Below are 21,269 nucleotides of genomic sequence, written 5' to 3' on the forward strand. Positions count from 1 at the left end.
TTTGCTTTCATTTAACCGCGGGTATATACACGCACCATGCTCGACTCTCAATGTTTATGCATCAATCTGCGACGCGCCGCCCGTGGCGTCAGCAGGCATTACGACGGCGCTCTTGACGGCTTCGGGATCAACGTTGCCCAGTATTCTCTGTTGTGCAATCTGCAGCGTCTGGACCAACCGAGTATTTCCACCCTGGCCGAAGCGATGGGGCTGGATCGCAGTACGCTCGGGCGCAATTTGCGAGTACTGGAAGGCGAAGGGTTGCTCACGCTGGTCGAGGGCGAGGACATGCGCAATCGCATTGTCAGGCTCACCGAGGCCGGTATTGAACGGCTGGCTGCCGCATTGCCTGCGTGGGAGGCGGCGCAGCAGCGATTGATTGATCGCCTGGGTGCCGAGAAGCGCGAAACCTTACTGAGACTGCTGGACGAACTGGCTTGAGGCCAGTTTGTACGATCTTAAGCGGGTATATACCCGCTACCGGAGAATAAGAATGACATCGATGTGGCGTACTTGCGGGTGGGTTCTATTGGGGAGTGCGCTGATTCTTGCGTTGTCGCTGGGTGTGCGGCACGGCTTCGGGCTGTTTCTGGCGCCGATGAGTGCGCAGTTTGGCTGGGGGCGTGAGACGTTTGCTTTTGCCATCGCCCTGCAAAACCTGATCTGGGGGCTGGCACAGCCATTCACCGGTGCGTTGGCTGACCGTTTCGGCGCCGCGAAAGTGGTGCTGGTTGGCGGTGTGCTGTATGCCTTGGGCTTGATGTTCATGGGCCTGTCCGATTCGGCGGTGACGTTGTCCCTGAGTGCGGGTCTGTTAATCGGTATCGGCCTGTCGGGCACGTCGTTTTCGGTGATTCTTGGCGTGGTCGGACGCGCAGTACCACCGGAGAAACGCAGCATGGGCATGGGCATCGCCAGTGCCGCCGGCTCTTTCGGCCAGTTCGCCATGTTGCCGGGGACGCTGGGGCTGATCGGCTGGCTCGGCTGGTCGGCGGCATTGCTGGTGTTGGGCCTGTTGGTGGCACTAATCGTGCCGCTGGTGAGCATGCTCAAGGACACGCCATTGCCGCTGCTGGGCCATGAACAAACCTTGTCCGAAGCCCTGCGCGAGGCGTGCTCGCATTCGGGGTTCTGGCTGCTGGCGTTCGGCTTTTTTGTCTGCGGTTTCCAGGTGGTGTTCATTGGCGTGCATTTGCCGGCGTATCTGGTGGATCAACATCTTCCGGCCAGCGTGGGCACCACGGTGCTGGCGCTGATCGGGCTGTTTAATATCTTCGGTACTTACACGGCTGGCTGGCTCGGTGGGCGGATGTCCAAGCCGCGTTTGCTCACCGGTCTGTATGTGCTGCGGGCGGTGGTGATCGGGTTATTTCTGTGGGCGCCGGTCACGACAACCTCCGCGTATCTGTTTGGCATGGCGATGGGCTTCTTGTGGCTGTCGACGGTGCCTTTGACCAACGGCACTGTGGCGACCTTGTTCGGTGTGCGAAATCTGTCGATGCTCGGCGGGATTGTTTTCCTGTTCCACCAAATTGGATCGTTCCTCGGCGGGTGGTTGGGCGGGGTGGTGTATGACCGAACCGGAAGTTACGACTTGATCTGGCAGGTGGCGATTCTCTTGAGCCTGGTAGCCGCTGTCCTGAACTGGCCGGTGCGTGAGCGGCCGGTGGCGCGACTGCAAACCCAAATGAGTGTGGCATGAACAGACTCTGGCCGCGTATCGCTGTAAGCGCCGTCTGCGCCTTGCTGCTGGCCCTGGCGTGGTGGGGGTGGCATCAGGGCGGGCTGGCACTGATGCAACTGGGTATGGGTGTTTGCTAGCGGGATGTAGAACGAATAACGATGCCCACTAAAAAGCCCCGCCTCTGTACAAGAGAGCGGGGCTTTTTCAATTCAGGCGGCAAGGGGTTCAGGTTCGCCGTGAATCATCAGAAGCGGTAGGTCGCGCCAACACCGAAACCGTTCGCACTGTTTTCGTACTTGGCGTTGTAGGACTGACCCAAAGCGTTAGAGTCGTTGACAGTGACAGATTGTTCCTTGAGGTAAGAGTAAGCCACATCAATGGTCCAGTCGTCGGTTGGGTTGAAGCCCGCACCGACACTGAAGATGGTCCGGTCGCCGGTAGGAATGCGTGGCGAACGATTAGTGTTGTTGGTGGGCGACTGGTCAAAGGTGAGACCGGTACGCAGTACCCACTGCTTGTTCAACTGGTAGGAAGTACCCACGGCGTAGGCCCAGGTGTCATGCCAGTTCTGTTCTTCCGTGATGGTACCAACGATTCTTGGGGCGAGGGCACCACCGCTTTGTGCCGTTACGCCTTCGTTGTTGATCGTGATGTCTTTCAGGCGGCTCCAGCGAGTCCAGGTAGCACCGGCATAGAGCTTCCAGGCTTCATTCATCTCTTGAGTCACGGAAAGGTCATAGGACTCAGGTGTTTCGATCTTCAGCGAGGCATCGTAACGGTTGGATTTGAGCAGCTGAGGTGGCACGCCAGTGCCGGCAGTCACATCGGTGTGGCCGTCGAGCTTGTAGTTCACTTTCGAGTGATAGGTCAGGCCCACGCGAGTGGTGTCGGTGGCTTGCACCAGGACGCCGGCGTTAAAGCCCAAGGCCGTATCGTCGCCCTTGACCTCCACATTGTTGTCGCCAGTCCGGGGGATAGGGAGAGCAATGTCCGATTCCAGGGTGCCGGAAATCCGGTTGAAGGTAGGGCCAAAACCGATCGATACTTTATCGTTGAAAGCGTAGCTGACGGTTGGCTGCAGAGTGACGACTTTGACTTCGCTCTTGCTGCCGAAAGCGCGGCCCTGAAAGCCGTTTTCGTAGTTGGTGATCAGCCCGAACGGAGCGTAGACACCAAAACCAACAGACCATTCATCGTTGAGTTTATTTGTATAGAAACCCATCGGTACTGTAGTGAACGGAACCATATCGCCTTTGTTGGTTCCGCTTGAACGGCCGCTGGTATCGCTGATATCGGTCGAGGCGTCGATCGATGCGATACCGCCGGTGATTTGCTGGCCTTTGAGGCGGGCCATACCGGCAGGGTTACCAAAAACTGTACTGGCATCATCGGCAGATGAAGAGCGCCCCGCAAAACCAGTCCCCATTCCGCTGATGCTCTGTTCGTTAAGGGCAAAGCCACTTGCAAAGATCTGGGACGATGCCAAGGCAACGGCGAGGCTAATGGTGGTTTTGAGCATTACTTTTTTCATTATTAGAACTCCTTGTGATCACCGAGGCGAAAATTACCAACATTTTCGTCCCAGCGCCATAGGCTGTATTACTTGATTTAGAGCGGTTTTGTAGGACAATCCGACCAGATTCGCGACCAGATATGCGATCTTGTGGAAATAGCGGATCAGCAGGCAACCTGATTCAGCGATGAAACACAGGTCTGCCAGGCGTAGGTGAAGTCTCTCAGGCGTCCTTGAGGCTGGAAGGTCTGGCGCCAGATTCGGGCCATTCCCAGCAGGTCGTCTGCTTCGGGGAGCGGGGTGTTCTGTTCTTCTACCAGCAGCCAGGCGATGGCGGTGGCGTAACGCAGGTTGACGGTCAATTCGAGGTGCGGACTACTCAGGAAGGCATGTTGGCTGGCCAGGCCGCGGACCAGGCTGGCGCGTTCCGGGTCAAGTGCCAGGTACCGGTCCCAGAGTGCCTGGTGGCGGAGTTCGGCGATTCGGTACAGGCCATGTCCGCGGCGGTCATGCAGGGCGGTACCAAGGGCAGACTGGCTGGCGGCGATGCCCAGCAGCAGGGATTCGGCAGTTGCGCTATGGCGTCCCAGATAGATCAATGTCGGACGGATCACATAGCGGCACAGTTCGCTGGCAGCGATACCCATAAAACCCTCGAAACTTCAAGTGGGCGGCGATACCTGAAGGGGCCTTGGCAGCAGTGATCGGTTCAGGCTCGCCGGAAGCGGAACAAGCCGCTTGAGTTGAAGTGTAGTGTCATATTTGCGCTATAAAGGACTGTTTTTAAAATATTTCCAGCTTCGAGTTATAACCGTTATATCGGTTGGTGCTTAGGCGTTGTCGACCAAAAGAGAAACATCGGGCAATAAAAAGCCCCGCTTTTTGAGCAGGGCTTTTGGGGTTTTCAGTCTTTGCGGCGTATCAGGCAACCAGTGCCTGACGGGTACGCTCAATCACAGCCTGCAGCGGTTCGGCGCTGGAGTACTGATCGGGGTACAAGCGTTCGCTGTGACGAGCGATGCCGTGTTCATTGACCAGCGTGAAACTGAAGCAGCCTTTGCGAGCGGCCATGATCAGGCAGTTCATTGGTGCAAAAGCGTTGGTTAGGGTGCGAATGGCATCCTGGGTATGGATTTGAGTAGACATCATTGGGTGTTCCTGCAAGCGACACGGATAAGAACCGTGCAAAGTTAAAACGTTCCAGTGACGACGACCACCATTGGTCGAACGAAGAACCCGACTGGAACAAAGCAGCCAGTTTGAAGCGCTAATGAGTTTGGCGCGCCTGGGCTGGCAGGTAGGTACTTAGGAGGGCAGGCAGCACATCAAGGGCAAAGGTTCTGGGCCCAGGGTGAAGATCCTGATCAATTTGCAGGTTGGTTCGGTCAGAGTAAGTGAGCTTGGCAACACCCTTTGCTTTCGATTCAAAGGCTGTGTTGGTGCAAGGTTTACCTGGAAACCATCGAGGTGGTCGATCCCGCTTTTTCGGTTGAGGCTTCTTTTGGGAAGGCTGTCCGGGGGATTTGTTCGACCAGAATTGACTTTCAGCTTGGTACTAACGCCGCGGATACTAACGGATTGAATTGCTAAAGGGAAGTGTGTTAGCAAAAAAGATCCCTGAAGTACATTCAAGCGATAACGCAATCTGTAGCAGCTGGCGAAGCCTGCGTTCGCCTGTAGGAGCGAAGCTTGCTCGCGAAGAACGATAACGCGGTGTGTCAGAACTGACGCCTTCGCGGGCAAGCCTCGCTCCTACAGCAGCCGAACGCAGGCTTCGCCAGCTGCTACGGAGTATGCGGTGCAGCTGAATTTGTTTAACCCGCCCTGTAATAGCACAAAATCCGACGGCTGGTTGTCGACCTTCGTCCTGCCAGGACCTGCCTGAATCAAGGGTTTGCGCAGGGTTTACCCCCAGGCTCAGGTAAAAAATGCGCCGAAAAAGTGCGTCGATATAATCGCCTCGAAGGGACTTGTGCACATAAGTCGGGCAGCCTGTCACCCTGCTGTCATCTTCCCTTCAACTGCAGTGGGTGCCTGTAACCAAAATTTAAGTCAATGAAAAACATCGCTTTTTTTTACTGGTGAAAAAATCGTCAGTTTGACTGCGAGCCCCATTCCATAGGGCTTTGCGAGAGTTCAAGGGCGGTTGTCCACTGAGTTATCCACAGCTTCTGTGGATTGTCCCGAGCGCTTGCTCTAGGACGGACGTGCAGGGTTTTTTTAGACTTTACCTGTAAGAAAAAAAGAGTAGAGTTGCGCGCCTTCCGATCCGCCCCACAGTACTTTATGAAGTTTCGCTCAGTATCAATCTCCACCACCCCTACACCTCCCGTCGTTATCCCACCCAAGCGCTTTTCGATGCGTGTGGCCGAGTGGCTTCTGGATAGCCCGCGACTGGGTGATAACCCCAGCGTGAAGCATTTTGCCGGACGTTTGCTCAAGCAGCCGGCCCGCGAAGGGGTTGTGGCTGCGCAAAGTCGCCTGGGCCAGCTGATGTGCCGTGAATGCGGCAATGCCCGGGACCGCCGGATTGGTCAGGATCTTTTGCGTCAGGCTGCGCGGGCAGGGGATCGTCGCGCCCGGCAGGAACTCGGCCTGATCGAAGACTGAGCTGTCCAAGACCTGACGCCTTGGTTAACCTTCAAGCTTTATCTTATCGGCAGGAGTCGCTATGGCTATGGACTTGACCAGCATTTTGCTCGGTCTGGCGGGCGCTGCATTGCCGTTACTGGTACTGGCCTGGCAATTTCAGCGCCGAGCGAGCACCGCGCAGTCAGCGGCAGCGTTGCTGGAGGAGCGTCTGGCCATGGCCCATCTGGCGCAGGATGGTTTGAACGCTCAACTCGAAGCGTGTCGCGACGAAATCGCCGATCTGGGTCAGGCCAATGCCGCCAAACAGGCAGACCTGGCCGCCGTGCGCCGTGAAGTCGAACTGCTGCAGATCGAACGTGACGATGCCCGCGACGCCGCCCACGCCTGGAATCTCGAGCGCGCCGGTAAAGACGCCGAGTTGCGCCGTCTGGACGCTCAGGCGGCCTCGCTCAATGCAGAGTTGCGCGAGCAGCAGGAAAGCCATCAGCAGCGCCTCAGCGACCTGCAGGGCTCGCGAGACGAGTTGCGCGCGCAGTTTGCCGAGCTCGCCGGGAAAATCTTCGACGAACGTGAGCAGCGATTTGCCGAAACCAGTCAGCAACGATTGGGGCAATTGCTCGATCCCTTGAAGGAACGCATCCAGTCTTTCGAAAAGCGTGTCGAAGAAAGCTATCAGGCTGAAGCCCGTGAGCGCTTTTCCCTGGCCAAGGAACTGGAGCGCCTGCAACAGCTCAACTTGCGTCTGAGCGACGAAGCCACCAACCTGACCCGCGCGCTGAAAGGTCAGAAAACCCAAGGTAACTGGGGCGAGCTGATTCTAGAGCGAGTGCTTGAGCATGCGGGGCTGGAGAAGGGCCGCGAGTACCAGACCCAGGTTAATCTCAAGGGGCCCGACGGTGAGCGGTTTCAGCCGGACGTGATCATTTATCTGCCGGGCGACAAGCAGGTCGTGGTCGATTCCAAAGTCAGCCTCACGGCCTATCAGCAATACGTGGCAGCGGAAGACGATGCCATTGGCCAAATCGCGATCAAGCAGCACGTGCTGTCACTGCGTAGTCATGTCAAAGGCTTGGCCGGCAAGGATTACAAGCGTCTCGACGGCTTGCACAGCCTGGATTTCGTTTTGCTCTTCGTACCGATCGAAGCGGCGTTTTCCGCCGCGTTGCAGGCTGAGCCGACGCTGTTCCAGGAGGCTTTCGACCGTAACATCGTGATCGTCAGCCCGACCACTTTACTGGCCACACTTCGGGTCATCGACAGCCTGTGGAAACAAGAACGGCAGAGCCAGAACGCCCGGGAAATCGCTGAGCGCGCCGGGTGGCTGTACGACAAGTTCGTGTTGTTCATTCAGGATCTGGATGAAGTAGGCAATCGCTTGCAGCAACTGGACAAGGCCTACAGCTCGGCGCGCAACAAGCTGACAGAAGGACGAGGCAACCTGGTCAGCCGCAGTGAGCAGCTCAAGCTGCTTGGCGCACGGGCGAGCAAGAGTTTGCCCGCGGACTTGCTGGAGCGGGCGATGACCGATGTCGATGGGTTGGCAGAGTTGCCGGAATAAAGATCATCGCAGCGGCATAAGGCTTAATGCCAGTCAGTTAAGCCGTAACACGATCTGTAGCAGCTGGCGAAGCCTGCGTTCGGCTCGGGCCGCGATCGGACGCAGCAGTCGTGAAACCTGAGTGCAAGGTCTTCCTGAAACATCGTACCGCCTGATTTCACGACTGCTGCGTCCGATCGCGGCCCGAGCCGAACGCAGGCTTCGCCAGCTGCTACCAGGAGCGTGTTTCGTCTGAGATTTTCTTAACTGACTGGCATTAGGCAGAAGGCTGCGATCTTTTAGCGCCTACAACGGCAAATGCCGACTCAACAGCGCTCGCAACGCGGCCGGTTTCACCGGTTTAGCCAGGTAATCCAGTCCTGCTGCGTGCACCTGGGCCACCGTCTCCGGTCGTCCATCCGCGCTGATCACCACCCCCGGCACCGGTTCACCCAAGCGCGTGCGCAGCCATGCCATCAGCTCGGTTCCCGTCTCGCCATGGTCGAGGTGGTAATCCACCAGTGCCAATTGCGGGCGAACTCCATCGCTCAGCAGCGTGGCGCACTCATCGCGATTGCGCGCCGTCCAGACCTGGCAGCCCCAACGGGTGAGCAGGCTGTTCATGCCAATCAGGATGCTGTCTTCGTTGTCGATACACAGCACCTGCGCGCCGCTCAGCACTTTACCGTTGAGCGGCGCGACCTTGGCCGGCATCGCGGTTTGCGCCTGCGCCTGGGCCAACGGCACACTGACGCTGAACACGCTGCCGCGACCCGGCCAGGAACGAACCTGCAATGAATGACCCAGTACGCGACACAGGCCATCAGCAATCGCCAAGCCTAACCCCAGGCCTTTCTCGGCTCGGGTCTGGTGGCTGTCGAGGCGTTTGAATTCCTCGAAAATGACCTGCCGTTTATCTTCCGGAATGCCCGGTCCACGGTCCCAGACCTCCAGACACAGCTCGCCCTTGCGCCGCCGAACTCCCAACAACACCGGTCCCAGGGCATAACGGAAGGCGTTGGTGAGGAAGTTCTGCAAGATCCGGCGCAGCAGCTTGATGTCACTGTCGACCCGCAACGTGCTGCCCCGGACGCGGAATTTCAGTCCCTGGTCTCGGGCCAGTGCCTGGAATTCGGCACCCAGAATGTCGAACAACTCATTGAGTACGAACGGTTTGGGATCGGGGTTGATCTTGCCGTTCTCCAGACGGGAAATGTCCAGCAGATCGCTGATCAAATCCTCAGCCGAGCGCAGTGAGGAGTCCAGGTGATGGACCAGTTTCTGCGCCTCGCTGGACAGGCCATCGTCTTGATGGGACAGGGCCGCGGAGAACAACCGCGCCGCATTCAGCGGTTGCATCAAGTCATGGCTGACAGCGGCCAGGAAACGGGTTTTCGACTGGTTCGCCGATTCGGCAGTGCCCTTGGCTTCGGTCAGGGCCATGTTGAGTTGCGAGAGTTCGTGGGTTCGCTCGGTGACGCGCTGTTCCAGGCCTTCGTTGGCTTCGGTCAGCGCTTGCTCGGCTTCGCGGAACGCGGTGATGTCGGTGAAACTCATGACGAACCCGCCGCCCGGCATCGGGTTGCCGATCAGTTCGATCACCCGCCCATTGGGGAACAGACGCTCGGACGTGTGGGCCCGGCCCTGACGCATCCAGTGCAGACGGCGGGCGACGTGCACTTCGGCTTCACCGGGACCGCACAGACCGCGCTCGGCGTTGTAGCGAATGATGTCGGCAATCGGTCGGCCGACGCTGATCAAACCCTCCGGGTAATTGAACAGCTCCAGGTAACGGCGATTCCAGGCCACCAGTTTCAGCGACTGGTCGACCACGCTGATGCCCTGGGTGATGTTCTCGATCGCCCCTTGCAGCAAGGCGCGGTTGAATTGCAGCACTTCCGAGGCTTCGTCGGCGATACGCACGACATCCTCCAGTTGCATCTCCCGACCTTCGATGGCGGCTTTTACCACGGCCCGGGTCGAAGACGCACCAAGAACACCGGCCAGCAAGCGTTCGGTGTGGGCGATCCATTCGCCGTCGGCATTCTGGTTCGGGTTGAAGCCTTTGCCCTGACGGTAGGCGAAACGGATGAAACTCTGCCGGGCGCGTTCTTCACCGACGAAGCGGGCGGCCAGTTGTAGCAAATCGTCGATTTGTACGGACAGCAGCGAGCGGGCGCTGGGACGGGCGCTGATTTCCTGACCGATGAAACGACCGGCCTGCCAGTGTTCCGAAACCCGTGTGCGTGACAGCACCGACACCCAGGCGAACAGGGTGAAGTTGGCCGCCAGCGACAACACTACGCCTTGGGTCAGCGGGGTGAGCGGCAGGTTCAGCGGGTTGCCATGCAGCCAGGCCAGGCCAGGGAAACTGCTCAGCGACCAACCCAGGCTACGGGCGGCAATCGGCAGGATCAGCGTATAGAACCAGAGGAATGTCCCGGCGGCGAGGCCGGCAAAGACACCACGGCGATTGGCCTGTTTCCAGTACAGCGCACCGAGCATGGCCGGCGCGAGTTGAGTCACGGCAGCGAAGGCGATCTGGCCGATGGTCGCCAGGCTCGCGGTCGACCCCAGCAGGCGATAACTGACGTAGGCCAGCAGCAGAATCACCACGATGCTGACGCGGCGCACCGAGAGCATCCACTGGCGGAACACTTCAAATGGCCGCTCGGCATTGTTGCGGCGCAGCAACCACGGCAACAACATGTCGTTGGAGACCATGGTCGACAGCGCCACACTGGCCACGATCACCATGCCGGTCGCCGCCGAGGCGCCACCGATAAATGCCAGCAGCGCCAAGGCAGGGTGAGCCTGAGCCAGAGGCAGGCTGATGACGAACGAATCCGGCAACACCGAACTCGGCAGCATCATCTGACCCGCAAGCGCGATGGGTACTACAAACAATGCAGCCAGCGCGAGGTAGGCCGGGAACACCCACTTGGCCAGACGCAGATCTTGCGGGTCGATGTTTTCCACCACCGTCACATGGAACTGCCGGGGCAGGCAGATGATTGCCATCATCGCCACGCCGGTCTGCACCACCATCGACGGCCAGTTGACAGTTTCTTTCCAGTACTCTTCCAGGCGTGGGGCGAGCATAGCCTGGTCGAACAGGTCGTCGAAACCGTCATACAGGCCGTAGGTCACGAACGCGCCGACCGCCAGAAAGGCGAACAGCTTGACCAGCGACTCGAACGCAATGGCCAGCACCATGCCGCGGTGGTGTTCCGTGGCGTCGAGGTTACGAGTACCGAAGACGATGGTGAACAACGCCAGCACCAGTGACACGATCAGCGCGGTGTCCTGCGCGCGAACCCCCATGGCATCGGCACCCGCGCCAATCAGCAGGTTCACCCCAAGCACGATGCCTTTGAGTTGCAACGCAATGTAGGGCAGTACGCCGACCAGGCAGATCAGCGCCACCACCACCGCCAGTGACTGCGATTTGCCGTAGCGCGCGGCGATGAAGTCGGCGATGGAGGTGATGTTCTCCTGTTTGCTGATCATCACCATTTTTTGCAGGACCCACGGCGCACAGACCAGCAGCACGATCGGCCCGAGGTAAATCGGCAGGAATGACCAGAGTTGCTCGGCGGCCTGGCCCACCGCGCCAAAGAAAGTCCAGCTGGTGCAGTAGACCGCCAGTGACAGGCTGTACACCCAGGCTCGCACCCGCGGCGGCAATGGCGCGCTGCGACGATCGCCGTAGAAGGCGATGGCGAACATGATAGCCATATAGGCAAGGGCGACGGCTGCGATCAGCCCGCTGGACAGCGACATGATAACTCCAGGCAAAAGACTCCCGGGACTCCCGCCCGGTCTAGACAGTCTCGCACGATGACAGGGGTTAGTCAGTGTCGACCAAGGTCGCGGGGCGGCGGGGTGTCGCAGGGTGTGCATCAGATGTTTGTGGAGCGCGATCACCCGTAGGAGCGAGCTTGCTCGCGAAGGGCTTGAAAGCAATGCGTTCATTCGGGACGAACGCGTTATCGTTAACGTCCTTCGCGAGCAGGCTCGCACACAGGTGATCGCGCTCCAATGTGTGCGAGCCTGCTCGCGAAGGCGTTGTTAAGGTCGAAGCTTTTTATTATCTATAAAGCAGATAACAGTTAGAGATATTACCCGTTATATCGATATTCGATTTGGATCTACCATGAGCTCCACCCCACCAGGGGACAGGAGATCGCCATGACATGCCTCAATAGCGCCAAGCCCGGTATCAAGCCGTTCACTCACTTGCAGCACCCGCGTGAAGTCATTCGCCAGTTCACCCCCAACTGGTTTGCGGCCACCATGGGCACCGGCGTGCTGGCGTTGGCGCTGGCGCAATTGCCCGTCGCGATGCCTGGCTTGCGAGTGTTTGCCGAAGCCCTATGGCTGTTCAATATCGTCCTGTTCGTTTTGTTCACGGCGGTTTACACCGCGCGTTGGGCGCTGTTTTTCGACGAGGCGCGGCGGATTTTCGGCCACTCCACGGTATCGATGTTTTTCGGCACCATCCCTATGGGCCTGGCGACAATCATCAACGGCTTTCTGGTGTTCGGTCTGCCGCGCTGGGGGGACGGCGTGATTCATGTCGCCGAGGTGCTGTGGTGGCTGGATGTGGCGATGTCGGTTGCCTGCGGTGTGCTGATTCCCTACATGATGTTTACCCGTCAGGAACACAGCATCGACCAGATGACCGCTGTTTGGCTGTTGCCGGTGGTGGCAGCGGAAGTAGCAGCTGCCAGCGGTGGTCTGTTGGCGCCGCATCTGGTGGATGCCCACTCGCAACTCGTTGTACTGGTGACCAGTTACGTGCTTTGGGCCTTTTCCCTGCCGGTAGCGTTCAGCATCCTGACCATCCTGTTGCTGCGCATGGCGTTGCATAAATTGCCCCACGAAAACATGGCGGCGTCGAGTTGGCTGGCGCTTGGTCCGATTGGTACCGGGGCGCTCGGCATGTTGCTGCTGGGCGCCGACGCGCCGGCCATCTTCGCCGCCAACGGCTTTGCGGGCATCGGTGAAATTGCCGCCGGACTGGGGCTGGTGGCTGGCATTACGCTGTGGGGGTTTGGTTTGTGGTGGATGCTGGTGGCGGTGCTGATCACGGCGCGTTACCTGCGCTCCGGCATCCCGTTCAACCTCGGCTGGTGGGGCTTCACCTTTCCGTTGGGGGTCTATTCTTTAGCGACGTTGAAACTGGCCAGCACCTTGAACCTCACCTTTTTCAGTGCTTTGGGCTGTGTGCTGGTGGCGTTGCTGGCCGTGATGTGGGTAATCGTCGCCAGACGTACCGTGCAAGGCGCGTGGCGTGGCGAGTTGTTTGTCTCGCCGTGCATTGCAGGATTAAAGAAATAACCCCTAAAGATTAGGTAATGTGTGGCCTGGATCGATGTTTGGCATTCCAATTACAGAATCTACGCCAGTCTCCATGCCACTCTTTACCCAACATCAGGGACACACGGAAGATGAGCCACCCCTCACAGTTCACCTTGCTTCGCACCCGGCGCTTCTTGCCGTTTTTCGTGACACAGTCCCTCGGGGCGTTCAACGACAACATTTTCAAGCAGTCGTTGATCCTCGCCATTCTGTACAAATTGACTATCGAGGGTGACCGCTCTATTTGGGTCAACCTGTGTGCGCTGCTGTTTATCCTGCCGTTCTTTCTGTTCTCGGCGCTGGCCGGTCAGTTCGGCGAGAAGTTCGCCAAGGATGCGTTGATCCGTCTGATCAAACTCGGGGAAATCGTCATCATGGCGGTGGGCGCGGTCGGTTTCCTGTTCGATCACCTGTCGCTGATGCTGGTCGCGTTGTTCGCCATGGGCACGCACTCGGCGCTGTTCGGGCCGGTGAAATACTCAATTCTGCCCCAGGCCTTGCATGAAGACGAGCTGGTAGGCGGCAACGGGCTGGTGGAAATGGGCACCTTCCTGGCGATTCTCGCCGGGACCATCGGCGCCGGGATCATGATGTCGTCCGCCCATTACGCGCCCATCGTCTCCACAGCGATCATTGGCGTCGCGGTGCTTGGCTATCTGGCCAGTCGCAGCATTCCTCGCGCCGTAGCGGCATCGCCGGAAATGCGCCTGAACTGGAATATTTTCAGCCAGTCCTGGGCCACGTTGAAACTGGGCCTGGGCCAGACTCCGGCCGTGTCGCGCTCGATTGTCGGCAACTCGTGGTTCTGGTTTGTCGGGGCGATTTATCTGACGCAGATCCCGGCGTATGCCAAGGAGTGGATGCACGGTGACGAAACCGTGGTGACGTTGATTTTGACGGTGTTTTCGGTCGGTATCGCCCTGGGTTCGATGCTCTGCGAGAAACTCTCCGGGCGCAAAGTCGAGATCGGTCTGGTGCCGTTCGGCTCTTTCGGATTGACGGTGTTTGGTTTGCTGTTGTGGTGGCATTCCGGTGGAATCCCGGACAGCGTCGAGGGCCATGGCTGGATTGCCGTCCTCGGTTTTGGCCACGCCTGGCTGGTGTTGATGGACGTCCTTGGGTTGGGGGTTTTCGGTGGCTTCTACATCGTGCCGCTGTACGCACTGATCCAGTCGCGTACTCCGGAGAAGGAACGGGCGCGGGTGATCGCCGCCAACAACATTCTTAATGCGTTGTTCATGGTAGTGTCGGCGATTGTTTCGATCGTTTTGCTGAGCATCGTCAAACTGTCGATCCCGCAGCTGTTCCTGGTGGTTTCGCTGTTGAACATTGGTGTTAACGCCTACATCTTCAAAATTGTCCCCGAGTTCAGCATGCGCTTCATGATCTGGCTGCTCAGCCATTCCATGTACCGCGTGGAGCATCGCAACCTGGAGCTGATTCCCGATGAAGGCGCGGCTTTGCTGGTCTGCAACCACGTGTCGTTTGTTGATGCCTTGCTGATTGGCGGGGCGGTGCGTCGGCCGATTCGCTTTGTGATGTATTACAAAATCTACAACCTGCCGGGACTGAACTTCATCTTTCGCACCGCCGGGACGATTCCGATCGCCGGGCGCCAGGAGGATATTCAGATTTACGAAAAGGCCTTCACCCGGATTGCCCAGTACCTGAAGGAGGGTGAGCTGGTGTGCATCTTCCCTGAAGGCAAGTTGACTGCCGATGGCGAGATCAACGAGTTCAAGGGCGGGCTGACGCGGATTCTCCAAGAGACGCCAGTGCCGGTGATTCCGTTGGCATTGCAGGGGTTGTGGGGGAGTTTTTTCAGCCGCGATCCGGGCAAGGGCCTGTTCCGTCGCCTGTGGTCTCGGGTGACGCTGGTGGCGGGTCCTGCGGTGGCTGTTGAGGTGGCAGAGCCGGCCAGATTGCAAGGTTTGGTAGGGGCGTTGCGCGGCGCTGTTCGCTGACTCCAACCGAGGCGGGACCCTGTAGGAGCGAGCTTGCTCGCGATGGTCGTTAACAATAACGCGTGTTTACTGGCTAAACGCGGCGCTCTTGAGTCCATCGCGAGCAGGCTCGCTCCTACAGGTTAGTGGGGTTCAACCCGCCATTGCTAACCGGTTACGTCCCTCGCGCTTGGCTACATACAGCGCACTGTCGGCTCGTCGCAACAGACTTTCGACAGATTCCCCAGGCAACAGGGTCGAGCAGCCAAGGCTGACCGTCAGCTCGATCATGTTGCCATCGGCCGTATAGTCATGGGCCTGCACTGCAAACCGCAGTCGTTCGCCAACCATGGCGGCGGCTTCCCGGCTGGTGTTGGACAGCAGGATCAGGAACTCTTCGCCACCAAACCGGAACACCATGTCCACGTTGCGCAACTGCTCTTTGATCGAGGTAGCGACCGCTTTGAGCACGTCGTCTCCAGCACTGTGGCCGTGGGTGTCGTTGATGTGCTTGAAGTGATCGATATCCAGCATCAACAGTGACAGTGGCTGCTGGTGGCGCCTCGACATCTCGATTTCCCGCTGTAGCGTCTGATCCATGGCGATGCGGTTTCCGGTGCCTGTGAGCGGATCGCGCAACGCACTTTGGGTGGCGGCGCGATATAGCAGGGCGTTGCGCATCGGAAAGAGCAGCGCGGACAGTGAAGACTCGAGGTTGCCCTGTTCCTGATCGCTGAAGCGTTGATTACGGCGGAACACCAGTTCACCCAGGTGCTCGCCTTCATGGCTGAGACTGTAACTGATCGAGTGATGGCCACGCAGGCCGAACTCCAGGCGTAAGTCACTGGACTTGTGCTCATAGCTCAAGGCGTTCAGCGGTACTAATTTCTGAATTTCACGAAAAAACAGCCCGAGAATGCGTTGTGGCTCAAGACTGGTTTGCAGTTGCAGGTTCAATTGCTGGCGCAATTGCGCAAGGCTGACTGGCCTTGTCAGAAGGGGCGGCTGTTGACCAAAGCCCAGGCGTTGCAATTTGGCGCTATCAAAGTCAATTGCGTTGGTCTGGGAAGGTGATTTCATATGATGTGCGCCCCTAAGCGGTAAGGCTGTCTTACAAGCTGGGTGAGAGCGGCTTTGGGCTGCGCGTCGTACTGGTCCGTCAGTCCCGTAGGACAATTCGTACAAGTCTAATCCGCTTTTCCGGGGATTAGTAACCTGTCGACGCTAGCGCTAACCCCACCTGCTTTCACACGGCGTGTCTGAGGGAATTTAGAGCGAAAGTCGTGCCATTCGGTTCATTCGATTAAAAATCATTTTAAATCAGTAACTTGATGGCTTCAGGAGAGATGCAGTGGAGTGCGGCGGCATTTGTTTGACCTTAAACAGGTGCAATTGCGACGCTCTTTGAGTGCCGCGACAGGAATTCGTCGCGGCACAAATGCGACGCGCGGCGCAAGCACCTGGCGTCACTGAGCGTTGAACGCCTGACCGTTGATGCCCTTGCTGTCCGGTCCCATCAGGTACAGATAGACCGGCATGATCTCCTCGGGCGTCGGGTTGTTCAGCGGGTTTTCGCCCGGGTAGGCCTGGGCGCGCATGCTGGTGCGGGTGGCGCCGGGGTTGATGCTGTTGGAGCGCACCGGAGCCACGGTATCGACTTCGTCGGCCAGGGTTTGCATCAAGCCTTCGGTGGCGAACTTGGAGACGCCGTAAGCACCCCAATATGCACGACCCTTGCGACCGACGCTGCTGGAAGTGAACACCACCGAGGCATCCTCAGACAGCTTGAGCAGTGGCAGCAGGGTGCTGGTGAGCATGAACATGGCGTTGACGTTGACGTGCATCACGCGCATGAAGTTTTCGCCGGAGAGTTGCTCGATTGGCGTGCGCGGACCAATGATCGACGCGTTGTGCAGCAGGCCATCGAGGTGGCCGAACTCGGTTTCGATCATCGCTGCCAGCTCATCGTACTGATGGGGCAGGGCGGTTTCCAGGTTGAACGGAATCACGGCCGGTTGTGGATGGCCGGCCGCTTCGATTTCGTCGTATACCTGGGTCAGGTTGGCTTCGGTCTTGCCCAGCAACAGCACGGTCGCACCGTGAGCGGCAAAGGTTTTCGCAGCGGCAGCCCCGATGCCCCGGCCAGCGCCGGTGACCAGGATGACCCGGTCCTTGAGCAGTTCTGGGCGAGCGGAATAATCAAACATAAAAAACCCTCAACAAATCGAAATACGGGCGACCCTTGCAGGAGCGAGCTTGCTCGCGAAAAACCCGAGAACGCCGCGGGATGCCTGGCTTGTCGCGTTATCGTTAACGACCATCGCGAGCAAGCTCGCTCCTACAAATACAGGCTCAGCAACCACACAAAGCGCTATCGAGCACTTTGCGCAACTCCAATGGATGATCCACCACCACATCCGCGCCCCAATGCCGCGGATTATCGTCCGGATGAATGTAGCCATAGGTCACAGCGGCAGTCTTGGTCCCGGCATCGCGACCGGACTCGATGTCGCGCAAGTCATCGCCCACAAACAGCACGCTGGCAGGGTCCAGGTCGAGCATCTTGCACGCCAGAATCAACGGCTCCGGGTCGGGTTTGCTGTTCGTCACATGATCCGGGCAGATCAACAGTGCCGAGCGCTCGGCCAGCCCCAGTTGCTGCATGATCGGTTCGGCGAAGCGCAGCGGCTTGTTGGTGACCACGCCCCAGATCAGGTTGGCTTTTTCGATGTCGGCCAGCAATTCGCCCATGCCGTCGAATAGCGTGCTATGAACCGCGCAACCTTTGACGTAACGCTCCAGGAACTCCAGGCGCAATTCCTCGAAACCCGGCGATTCCGGGTCCATGGAGAAGGTCACGGCGACCATCGCCTTGGCACCACCGGAAATCTCGTCGCGAATGTGTTTGTGATTCATCGGCGGCAAGCCACGATCGGCGCGCATCGCCTGACAAATCGCAATGAAGTCCGGCGCGGTGTCGAGCAGCGTGCCGTCCATGTCAAAAAGGACTGCTCTGATACGCATCGGCTTACTCCTCGCGCAGGGTCTGGATCATGTAGTTGACGTCCACGTCGGCCGCCAGTTTGTAATGCTTGGTCAGCGGGTTGTACGTCAGGCCGATGATGTCCTTGACGGTCAGGCCCGCCATGCGGCTCCAGGCACCCAGCTCGGAAGGGCGGATGAATTTCTTGAAGTCATGGGTGCCGCGCGGCAGCAGCTTCATGATGTATTCGGCACCGACGATGGCGAACAGATACGCCTTCGGGTTGCGGTTGATGGTGGAGAAGAACACTTGGCCACCAGGCTTGACCATGCGGAAGCAGGCGCGGATCACCGACGAGGGGTCTGGCACGTGCTCGAGCATTTCCAGGCAGGTGACGACATCGAATTGCTCGGGCATTTCTTCTGCCAGGGCTTCGGCGGTGATCTGCCGGTACTCGACGCTCACGCCCGATTCCAGCTGATGCAGTTGAGCGACCGCCAGAGGCGCTTCGCCCATGTCGATGCCCGTGACGGTCGCACCACGTTGGGCCATGGCTTCGCTGAGGATGCCGCCGCCGCAACCGACGTCGAGGACTTTCTTGCCGGCCAGGTTGACGCGTTCGTCAATCCAGTTGACCCGCAGCGGGTTGATGTCGTGAAGCGGTTTGAATTCGCTTTCCCGATCCCACCAGCGATGGGCCAGGGCTTCGAATTTGGCGATTTCGGCGTAGTCGACGTTGCTCATGGTTAAGTCCTCTAAAACTTGAAAATTCTGTCGCCCCGGTGATTGGACCGGGGAGCTTACGATTCGTTATGGCCGCTGATGCGCTGGCCCCAGGTCTTGGCGGTGGCGCAGAGCTGCTCTTCGTCCAGACGGGTCAGGCGGCGGTCGTCGAGCAGTTGCTTGCCGGCGACCCAAAGGTGTTTCACGCAGTCCCGGCCGGTGGCATATATAAGCTGCGAAACCGGGTCATAGACCGGTTGCTGCGCCAGCCCCGAGAGGTCGAACGCCACGATGTCCGCGGCTTTGCCCACTTCCAGCGAGCCGACTTCAGCCTCGAGCCCCAGCGCGCGGGCGCCGTTGAGCGTGGCCATGCGCAGCGCCCGATGGGCGTCGAGTGCGGTGGCCGAACCGGCAACGGCTTTGGCCAGCAACGCGGCGGTGCGGGTTTCGCCGAGCAGGTCCAGGTCATTATTGCTGGCCGCGCCATCGGTGCCGACGGCCACATTGACGCCGGCTTGCCACAAACGCTCGACCGGGCAGAAACCGCTGGCCAGCTTCAAGTTCGACTCCGGGCAATGAATCACGCTGGTGTTGCTTTCTACCAGCAGCGCCAGGTCTTCATCGCTGATCTGGGTCATGTGAACGGCCTGGAAGCGCGGCCCCAGCAGACCCAGGCGACCGAGTCGTGCCAAGGGGCGTTCGCCGCGCTGCTCGACCGACTGCTGCACTTCGAAGGCGGTCTCGTGGACGTGCATGTGAATCGAAGCGTCCAGTTCCTCGGCGATCACCCGGATTTTCTCCAGGTTTTCGTCGCCCACGGTGTAGGGGGCGTGAGGTCCGAAGGTGACTTTGATGCGCTCGTGGTGCTTCAGATCGTTGAACAATTCGACGCCCTGACGAATGGCGTCGTCCGCCGTGCTGGCGCCCGGGATCGGGAAATCGAGGATCGGAATGGCGATTTGTGCACGAATGCCGCTGTTATGGACGCGCTCGGCGGCAACCTTCGGGAAGAAATACATGTCTGAGTAGCAGGTGATGCCACCTTTGATCTGTTCGGCGATCGCCAAATCGGTGCCATCGCGTACAAAGGCCTCGTCGACCCATTTGGCTTCGGCCGGCCAGATATGGTTCTCCAGCCAGGTCATCAGGGGCAGGTCGTCGGCAAGACCGCGGAACAGTGTCATCGCCGCATGGCCATGGGCATTGATCAGGCCCGGGCTGAGCAGTACGTCCGGCAGTTCACGAACGTCAGTTGCTTTAAGCTTCAGCGCGGCGGAACGTGGGCCGATGAAGACGATACGCCCGTCGCGGATACCCAGCGCATGTTCCTTGAGGACAACACCAGCGGGTTCGACGGGTACCAGCCAGGTCGGCAGCAATAACAGGTCGAGCGCAGCGGCAGTGTTCGGCATCGAGGATCGGTTCCAGTGCTTTTGTAAAGGATGGCGAAGTATACCCGAGCGTCTTCGCGGAGGGATCGCTATAATCGGCGGCTTTTGTTCATGAGTGCGGGGTATAGGATGCGCGATCGACTGTTGGCTGCGGAGAAAGTGAAGGCCATCGATTGGCGTGATGGCGCCCTGTACCTGCTGGATCAGCGTATTTTGCCGTTCGAGGAAACGTGGATCGCCTACACCAGTGCAGCTGGCGTGGCCGAGGCCATTCGTTCGATGGTGGTGCGCGGCGCGCCGGCCATTGGCATCAGTGCCGCCTATGGCGTTGTGCTGGCGGCACGCGCCCGGTTTGCCGAAGGGGGCGACTGGCATGCGGCGCTTGAAGAGGATTTCGCGTTGCTCGCCGACTCCCGCCCGACCGCCGTCAATCTTTTCTGGGCCCTGGGGCGTATGCGCGAACGGCTCGAGCGACTGAAAAAACACACCGACCCGCTGGCGGTGCTGGAAGCTGAGGCCATTGCCATTCATGAGAGTGATCGTGAAGCCAACCTGACCATGGCGCAACTTGGTGTGGACCTGATCCGCAAACACCAGGGCAACGCCCAGGCGATCCTGACCCACTGCAATACCGGCGCCCTGGCCACTGGCGGCTTCGGAACGGCGCTGGGTGTTATTCGCGGGGCGTTCATTGAGGGGATGGTCGAGCGTGTCTATGCCGACGAAACCCGTCCGTGGCTTCAGGGTTCTCGATTGACAGCGTGGGAATTGGCCAACGAAGGCATTCCCGTCACCCTCAATGCCGACTCCGCCGCTGCCCATATCATGAAAACCAAAGGCATTACCTGGGTGATCGTCGGCGCCGACCGGATCACCGCCAATGGCGATGTGGCCAACAAGATCGGTACCTATCAACTGGCGGTGAACGCCATGCACCATGGTGTGCGTTTCATGGTGGTGGCGCCCAGTTCGACCATCGACATGGACCTGGCCAGCGGTGACGACATCCCCATTGAAGAGCGTGATGGTCGCGAGTTGCTGGAGGTTGGCGGCAAGCGGGTCGGGGCGGATGTCGATGCGTTCAACCCGGTGTTCGATGTGACCCCGGCGGACTTGATAGACGCGATCGTCACCGAAAAAGGGATTGTCGAGCGGCCGGATACGGCGAAAATGACGCAGTTGATGTGCCGTAAGCGTCTGCATTAAGCATCTCCGGCGCCTGTTAGATCGCCATCGCGAGCAAGCTCGCTCCCACAGGTTTTGTGAACGCCGCAGAACAATGTGGGAGCGAGCTTGCTCGCGATGAGGCCCTGGAATTCAACAAAGCAACCTGAATCAAGCCCGAATTCTCCATTCAACTCGGCTCTAAGCCTCTCTCGTCGCCTATCAGCCTGTCACCGGTCAACTAACTATGCTCCATGCGCATCAGGGGGATAGGTGCGTGGCGGCTCTTGTGATAACATCCGGCGGTTTCCAAGGTAGCCCGATGTGGCTACCTTTACTGCGCAGATCCATGGCATAACTCGTTGATTTGTCGTA

17 protein-coding genes are annotated in these 21,269 nt (G+C 58.9%); 8 read left to right on the forward strand and 9 right to left on the reverse strand.

Annotation, left to right across the window (positions count from 1 at the left end):
- Positions 1 to 36 precede the first annotated feature (36 nt).
- From ACM6IR_RS15305 to ACM6IR_RS15315, 3 genes are read left to right on the forward strand one after another with little or no spacing between them, the layout of a single operon-like run.
- A complete protein-coding gene (locus ACM6IR_RS15305) occupies positions 37 to 441 on the forward strand; it encodes a MarR family winged helix-turn-helix transcriptional regulator (RefSeq protein ID WP_414908507.1) in 405 nt (134 codons plus the stop codon).
- Positions 442 to 493: 52 nt separating this feature from the next.
- Positions 494 to 1,702: an MFS transporter gene (locus tag ACM6IR_RS15310; protein ID WP_414908508.1), complete on the forward strand. Its 1,209-nt coding sequence runs from the start codon at positions 494 to 496 to the stop codon at positions 1,700 to 1,702.
- Positions 1,699 to 1,821, forward strand: a complete 123-nt coding sequence (locus tag ACM6IR_RS15315; RefSeq protein ID WP_414908509.1) for a hypothetical protein — start codon at positions 1,699 to 1,701, stop codon at positions 1,819 to 1,821. Before ACM6IR_RS15310 ends, ACM6IR_RS15315 begins: the two co-directional genes overlap by 4 nt.
- A 107-nt stretch (positions 1,822 to 1,928) precedes the next feature.
- Here the strand turns inward: ACM6IR_RS15315 and ACM6IR_RS15320 are convergent, their stop codons facing one another.
- The 3 genes from ACM6IR_RS15320 to ACM6IR_RS15330 form a co-directional block, all read right to left on the reverse strand.
- The gene (locus ACM6IR_RS15320; protein WP_414908510.1) at positions 1,929 to 3,215 is read right to left on the reverse strand and encodes an OmpP1/FadL family transporter; all 1,287 of its coding nucleotides are present in this window, start codon (positions 3,213 to 3,215) and stop codon (positions 1,929 to 1,931) included.
- 146 nt (positions 3,216 to 3,361) lie between these two features.
- Positions 3,362 to 3,844, reverse strand: a complete 483-nt coding sequence (locus ACM6IR_RS15325) for a hypothetical protein (RefSeq protein WP_414908511.1) — start codon at positions 3,842 to 3,844, stop codon at positions 3,362 to 3,364.
- A 274-nt stretch (positions 3,845 to 4,118) separates the two neighbouring features.
- Positions 4,119 to 4,343, reverse strand: coding sequence for a hypothetical protein (locus ACM6IR_RS15330; RefSeq protein ID WP_007898912.1), 225 nt, complete (start codon positions 4,341 to 4,343; stop codon positions 4,119 to 4,121).
- A gap of 1,140 nt (positions 4,344 to 5,483) precedes the next feature.
- On the opposite strand from ACM6IR_RS15330, the gene ACM6IR_RS15335 reads away from it, so the two are divergent.
- The gene (locus ACM6IR_RS15335) at positions 5,484 to 5,807 is read left to right on the forward strand and encodes a sel1 repeat family protein (protein WP_414908512.1); all 324 of its coding nucleotides are present in this window, start codon (positions 5,484 to 5,486) and stop codon (positions 5,805 to 5,807) included.
- Between the two features lie 175 nt (positions 5,808 to 5,982).
- The gene (gene rmuC, locus ACM6IR_RS15340; RefSeq protein WP_414908526.1) at positions 5,983 to 7,347 is read left to right on the forward strand and encodes a DNA recombination protein RmuC; all 1,365 of its coding nucleotides are present in this window, start codon (positions 5,983 to 5,985) and stop codon (positions 7,345 to 7,347) included.
- 285 nt (positions 7,348 to 7,632) lie between these two features.
- Here the strand turns inward: rmuC and ACM6IR_RS15345 are convergent, their stop codons facing one another.
- A complete protein-coding gene (locus tag ACM6IR_RS15345) occupies positions 7,633 to 11,109 on the reverse strand; it encodes a NahK/ErcS family hybrid sensor histidine kinase/response regulator (RefSeq protein ID WP_414908513.1) in 3,477 nt (1,158 codons plus the stop codon).
- A 408-nt stretch (positions 11,110 to 11,517) separates the two neighbouring features.
- Here ACM6IR_RS15345 and ACM6IR_RS15350 point away from each other — a divergent pair, with 408 nt between their 5' ends.
- Positions 11,518 to 12,669 carry a TDT family transporter gene (locus ACM6IR_RS15350; protein WP_414908514.1) on the forward strand — a complete coding sequence of 384 codons (1,152 nt, stop codon included), beginning with the start codon at positions 11,518 to 11,520 and terminating at the stop codon, positions 12,667 to 12,669.
- A gap of 110 nt (positions 12,670 to 12,779) precedes the next feature.
- Positions 12,780 to 14,654 carry an MFS transporter gene (locus ACM6IR_RS15355; RefSeq protein WP_414908515.1) on the forward strand — a complete coding sequence of 625 codons (1,875 nt, stop codon included), beginning with the start codon at positions 12,780 to 12,782 and terminating at the stop codon, positions 14,652 to 14,654.
- Positions 14,655 to 14,786: 132 nt separating this feature from the next.
- Here ACM6IR_RS15355 and ACM6IR_RS15360 read toward each other — a convergent pair whose 3' ends face one another.
- The 5 genes from ACM6IR_RS15360 to ACM6IR_RS15380 all read right to left on the reverse strand — a co-directional run bounded on the left by ACM6IR_RS15360 (position 14,787) and on the right by ACM6IR_RS15380 (position 19,751).
- Positions 14,787 to 15,713 carry a GGDEF domain-containing protein gene (locus ACM6IR_RS15360; RefSeq protein ID WP_414908516.1) on the reverse strand — a complete coding sequence of 309 codons (927 nt, stop codon included), beginning with the start codon at positions 15,711 to 15,713 and terminating at the stop codon, positions 14,787 to 14,789.
- Between the two features lie 386 nt (positions 15,714 to 16,099).
- Entirely contained in the window at positions 16,100 to 16,840 is a 741-nt protein-coding gene (locus ACM6IR_RS15365; RefSeq protein ID WP_414908517.1) for a YciK family oxidoreductase, read from the reverse strand.
- 145 nt (positions 16,841 to 16,985) lie between these two features.
- Positions 16,986 to 17,657: an N-acetylmuramic acid 6-phosphate phosphatase MupP gene (gene mupP, locus ACM6IR_RS15370; protein ID WP_414908518.1), complete on the reverse strand. Its 672-nt coding sequence runs from the start codon at positions 17,655 to 17,657 to the stop codon at positions 16,986 to 16,988.
- A 4-nt stretch (positions 17,658 to 17,661) separates the two neighbouring features.
- On the reverse strand, positions 17,662 to 18,360 hold the full coding sequence (gene ubiG / locus ACM6IR_RS15375) for a bifunctional 2-polyprenyl-6-hydroxyphenol methylase/3-demethylubiquinol 3-O-methyltransferase UbiG (protein ID WP_218440148.1): 699 nt from the start codon (positions 18,358 to 18,360) through the stop codon (positions 17,662 to 17,664).
- Between the two features lie 56 nt (positions 18,361 to 18,416).
- Entirely contained in the window at positions 18,417 to 19,751 is a 1,335-nt protein-coding gene (locus tag ACM6IR_RS15380; RefSeq protein ID WP_414908519.1) for a TRZ/ATZ family hydrolase, read from the reverse strand.
- Between the two features lie 108 nt (positions 19,752 to 19,859).
- Between ACM6IR_RS15380 and mtnA the strand changes: the two genes are divergently transcribed.
- Positions 19,860 to 20,936, forward strand: a complete 1,077-nt coding sequence (mtnA, locus tag ACM6IR_RS15385; protein ID WP_414908520.1) for an S-methyl-5-thioribose-1-phosphate isomerase — start codon at positions 19,860 to 19,862, stop codon at positions 20,934 to 20,936.
- The last annotated feature ends 333 nt before the right edge of the window (positions 20,937 to 21,269 follow it).

This window comes from Pseudomonas sp. IT-P253 (genome assembly GCF_949768125.1).
Classification (GTDB): Bacteria; Pseudomonadota; Gammaproteobacteria; order Pseudomonadales; family Pseudomonadaceae; genus Aquipseudomonas.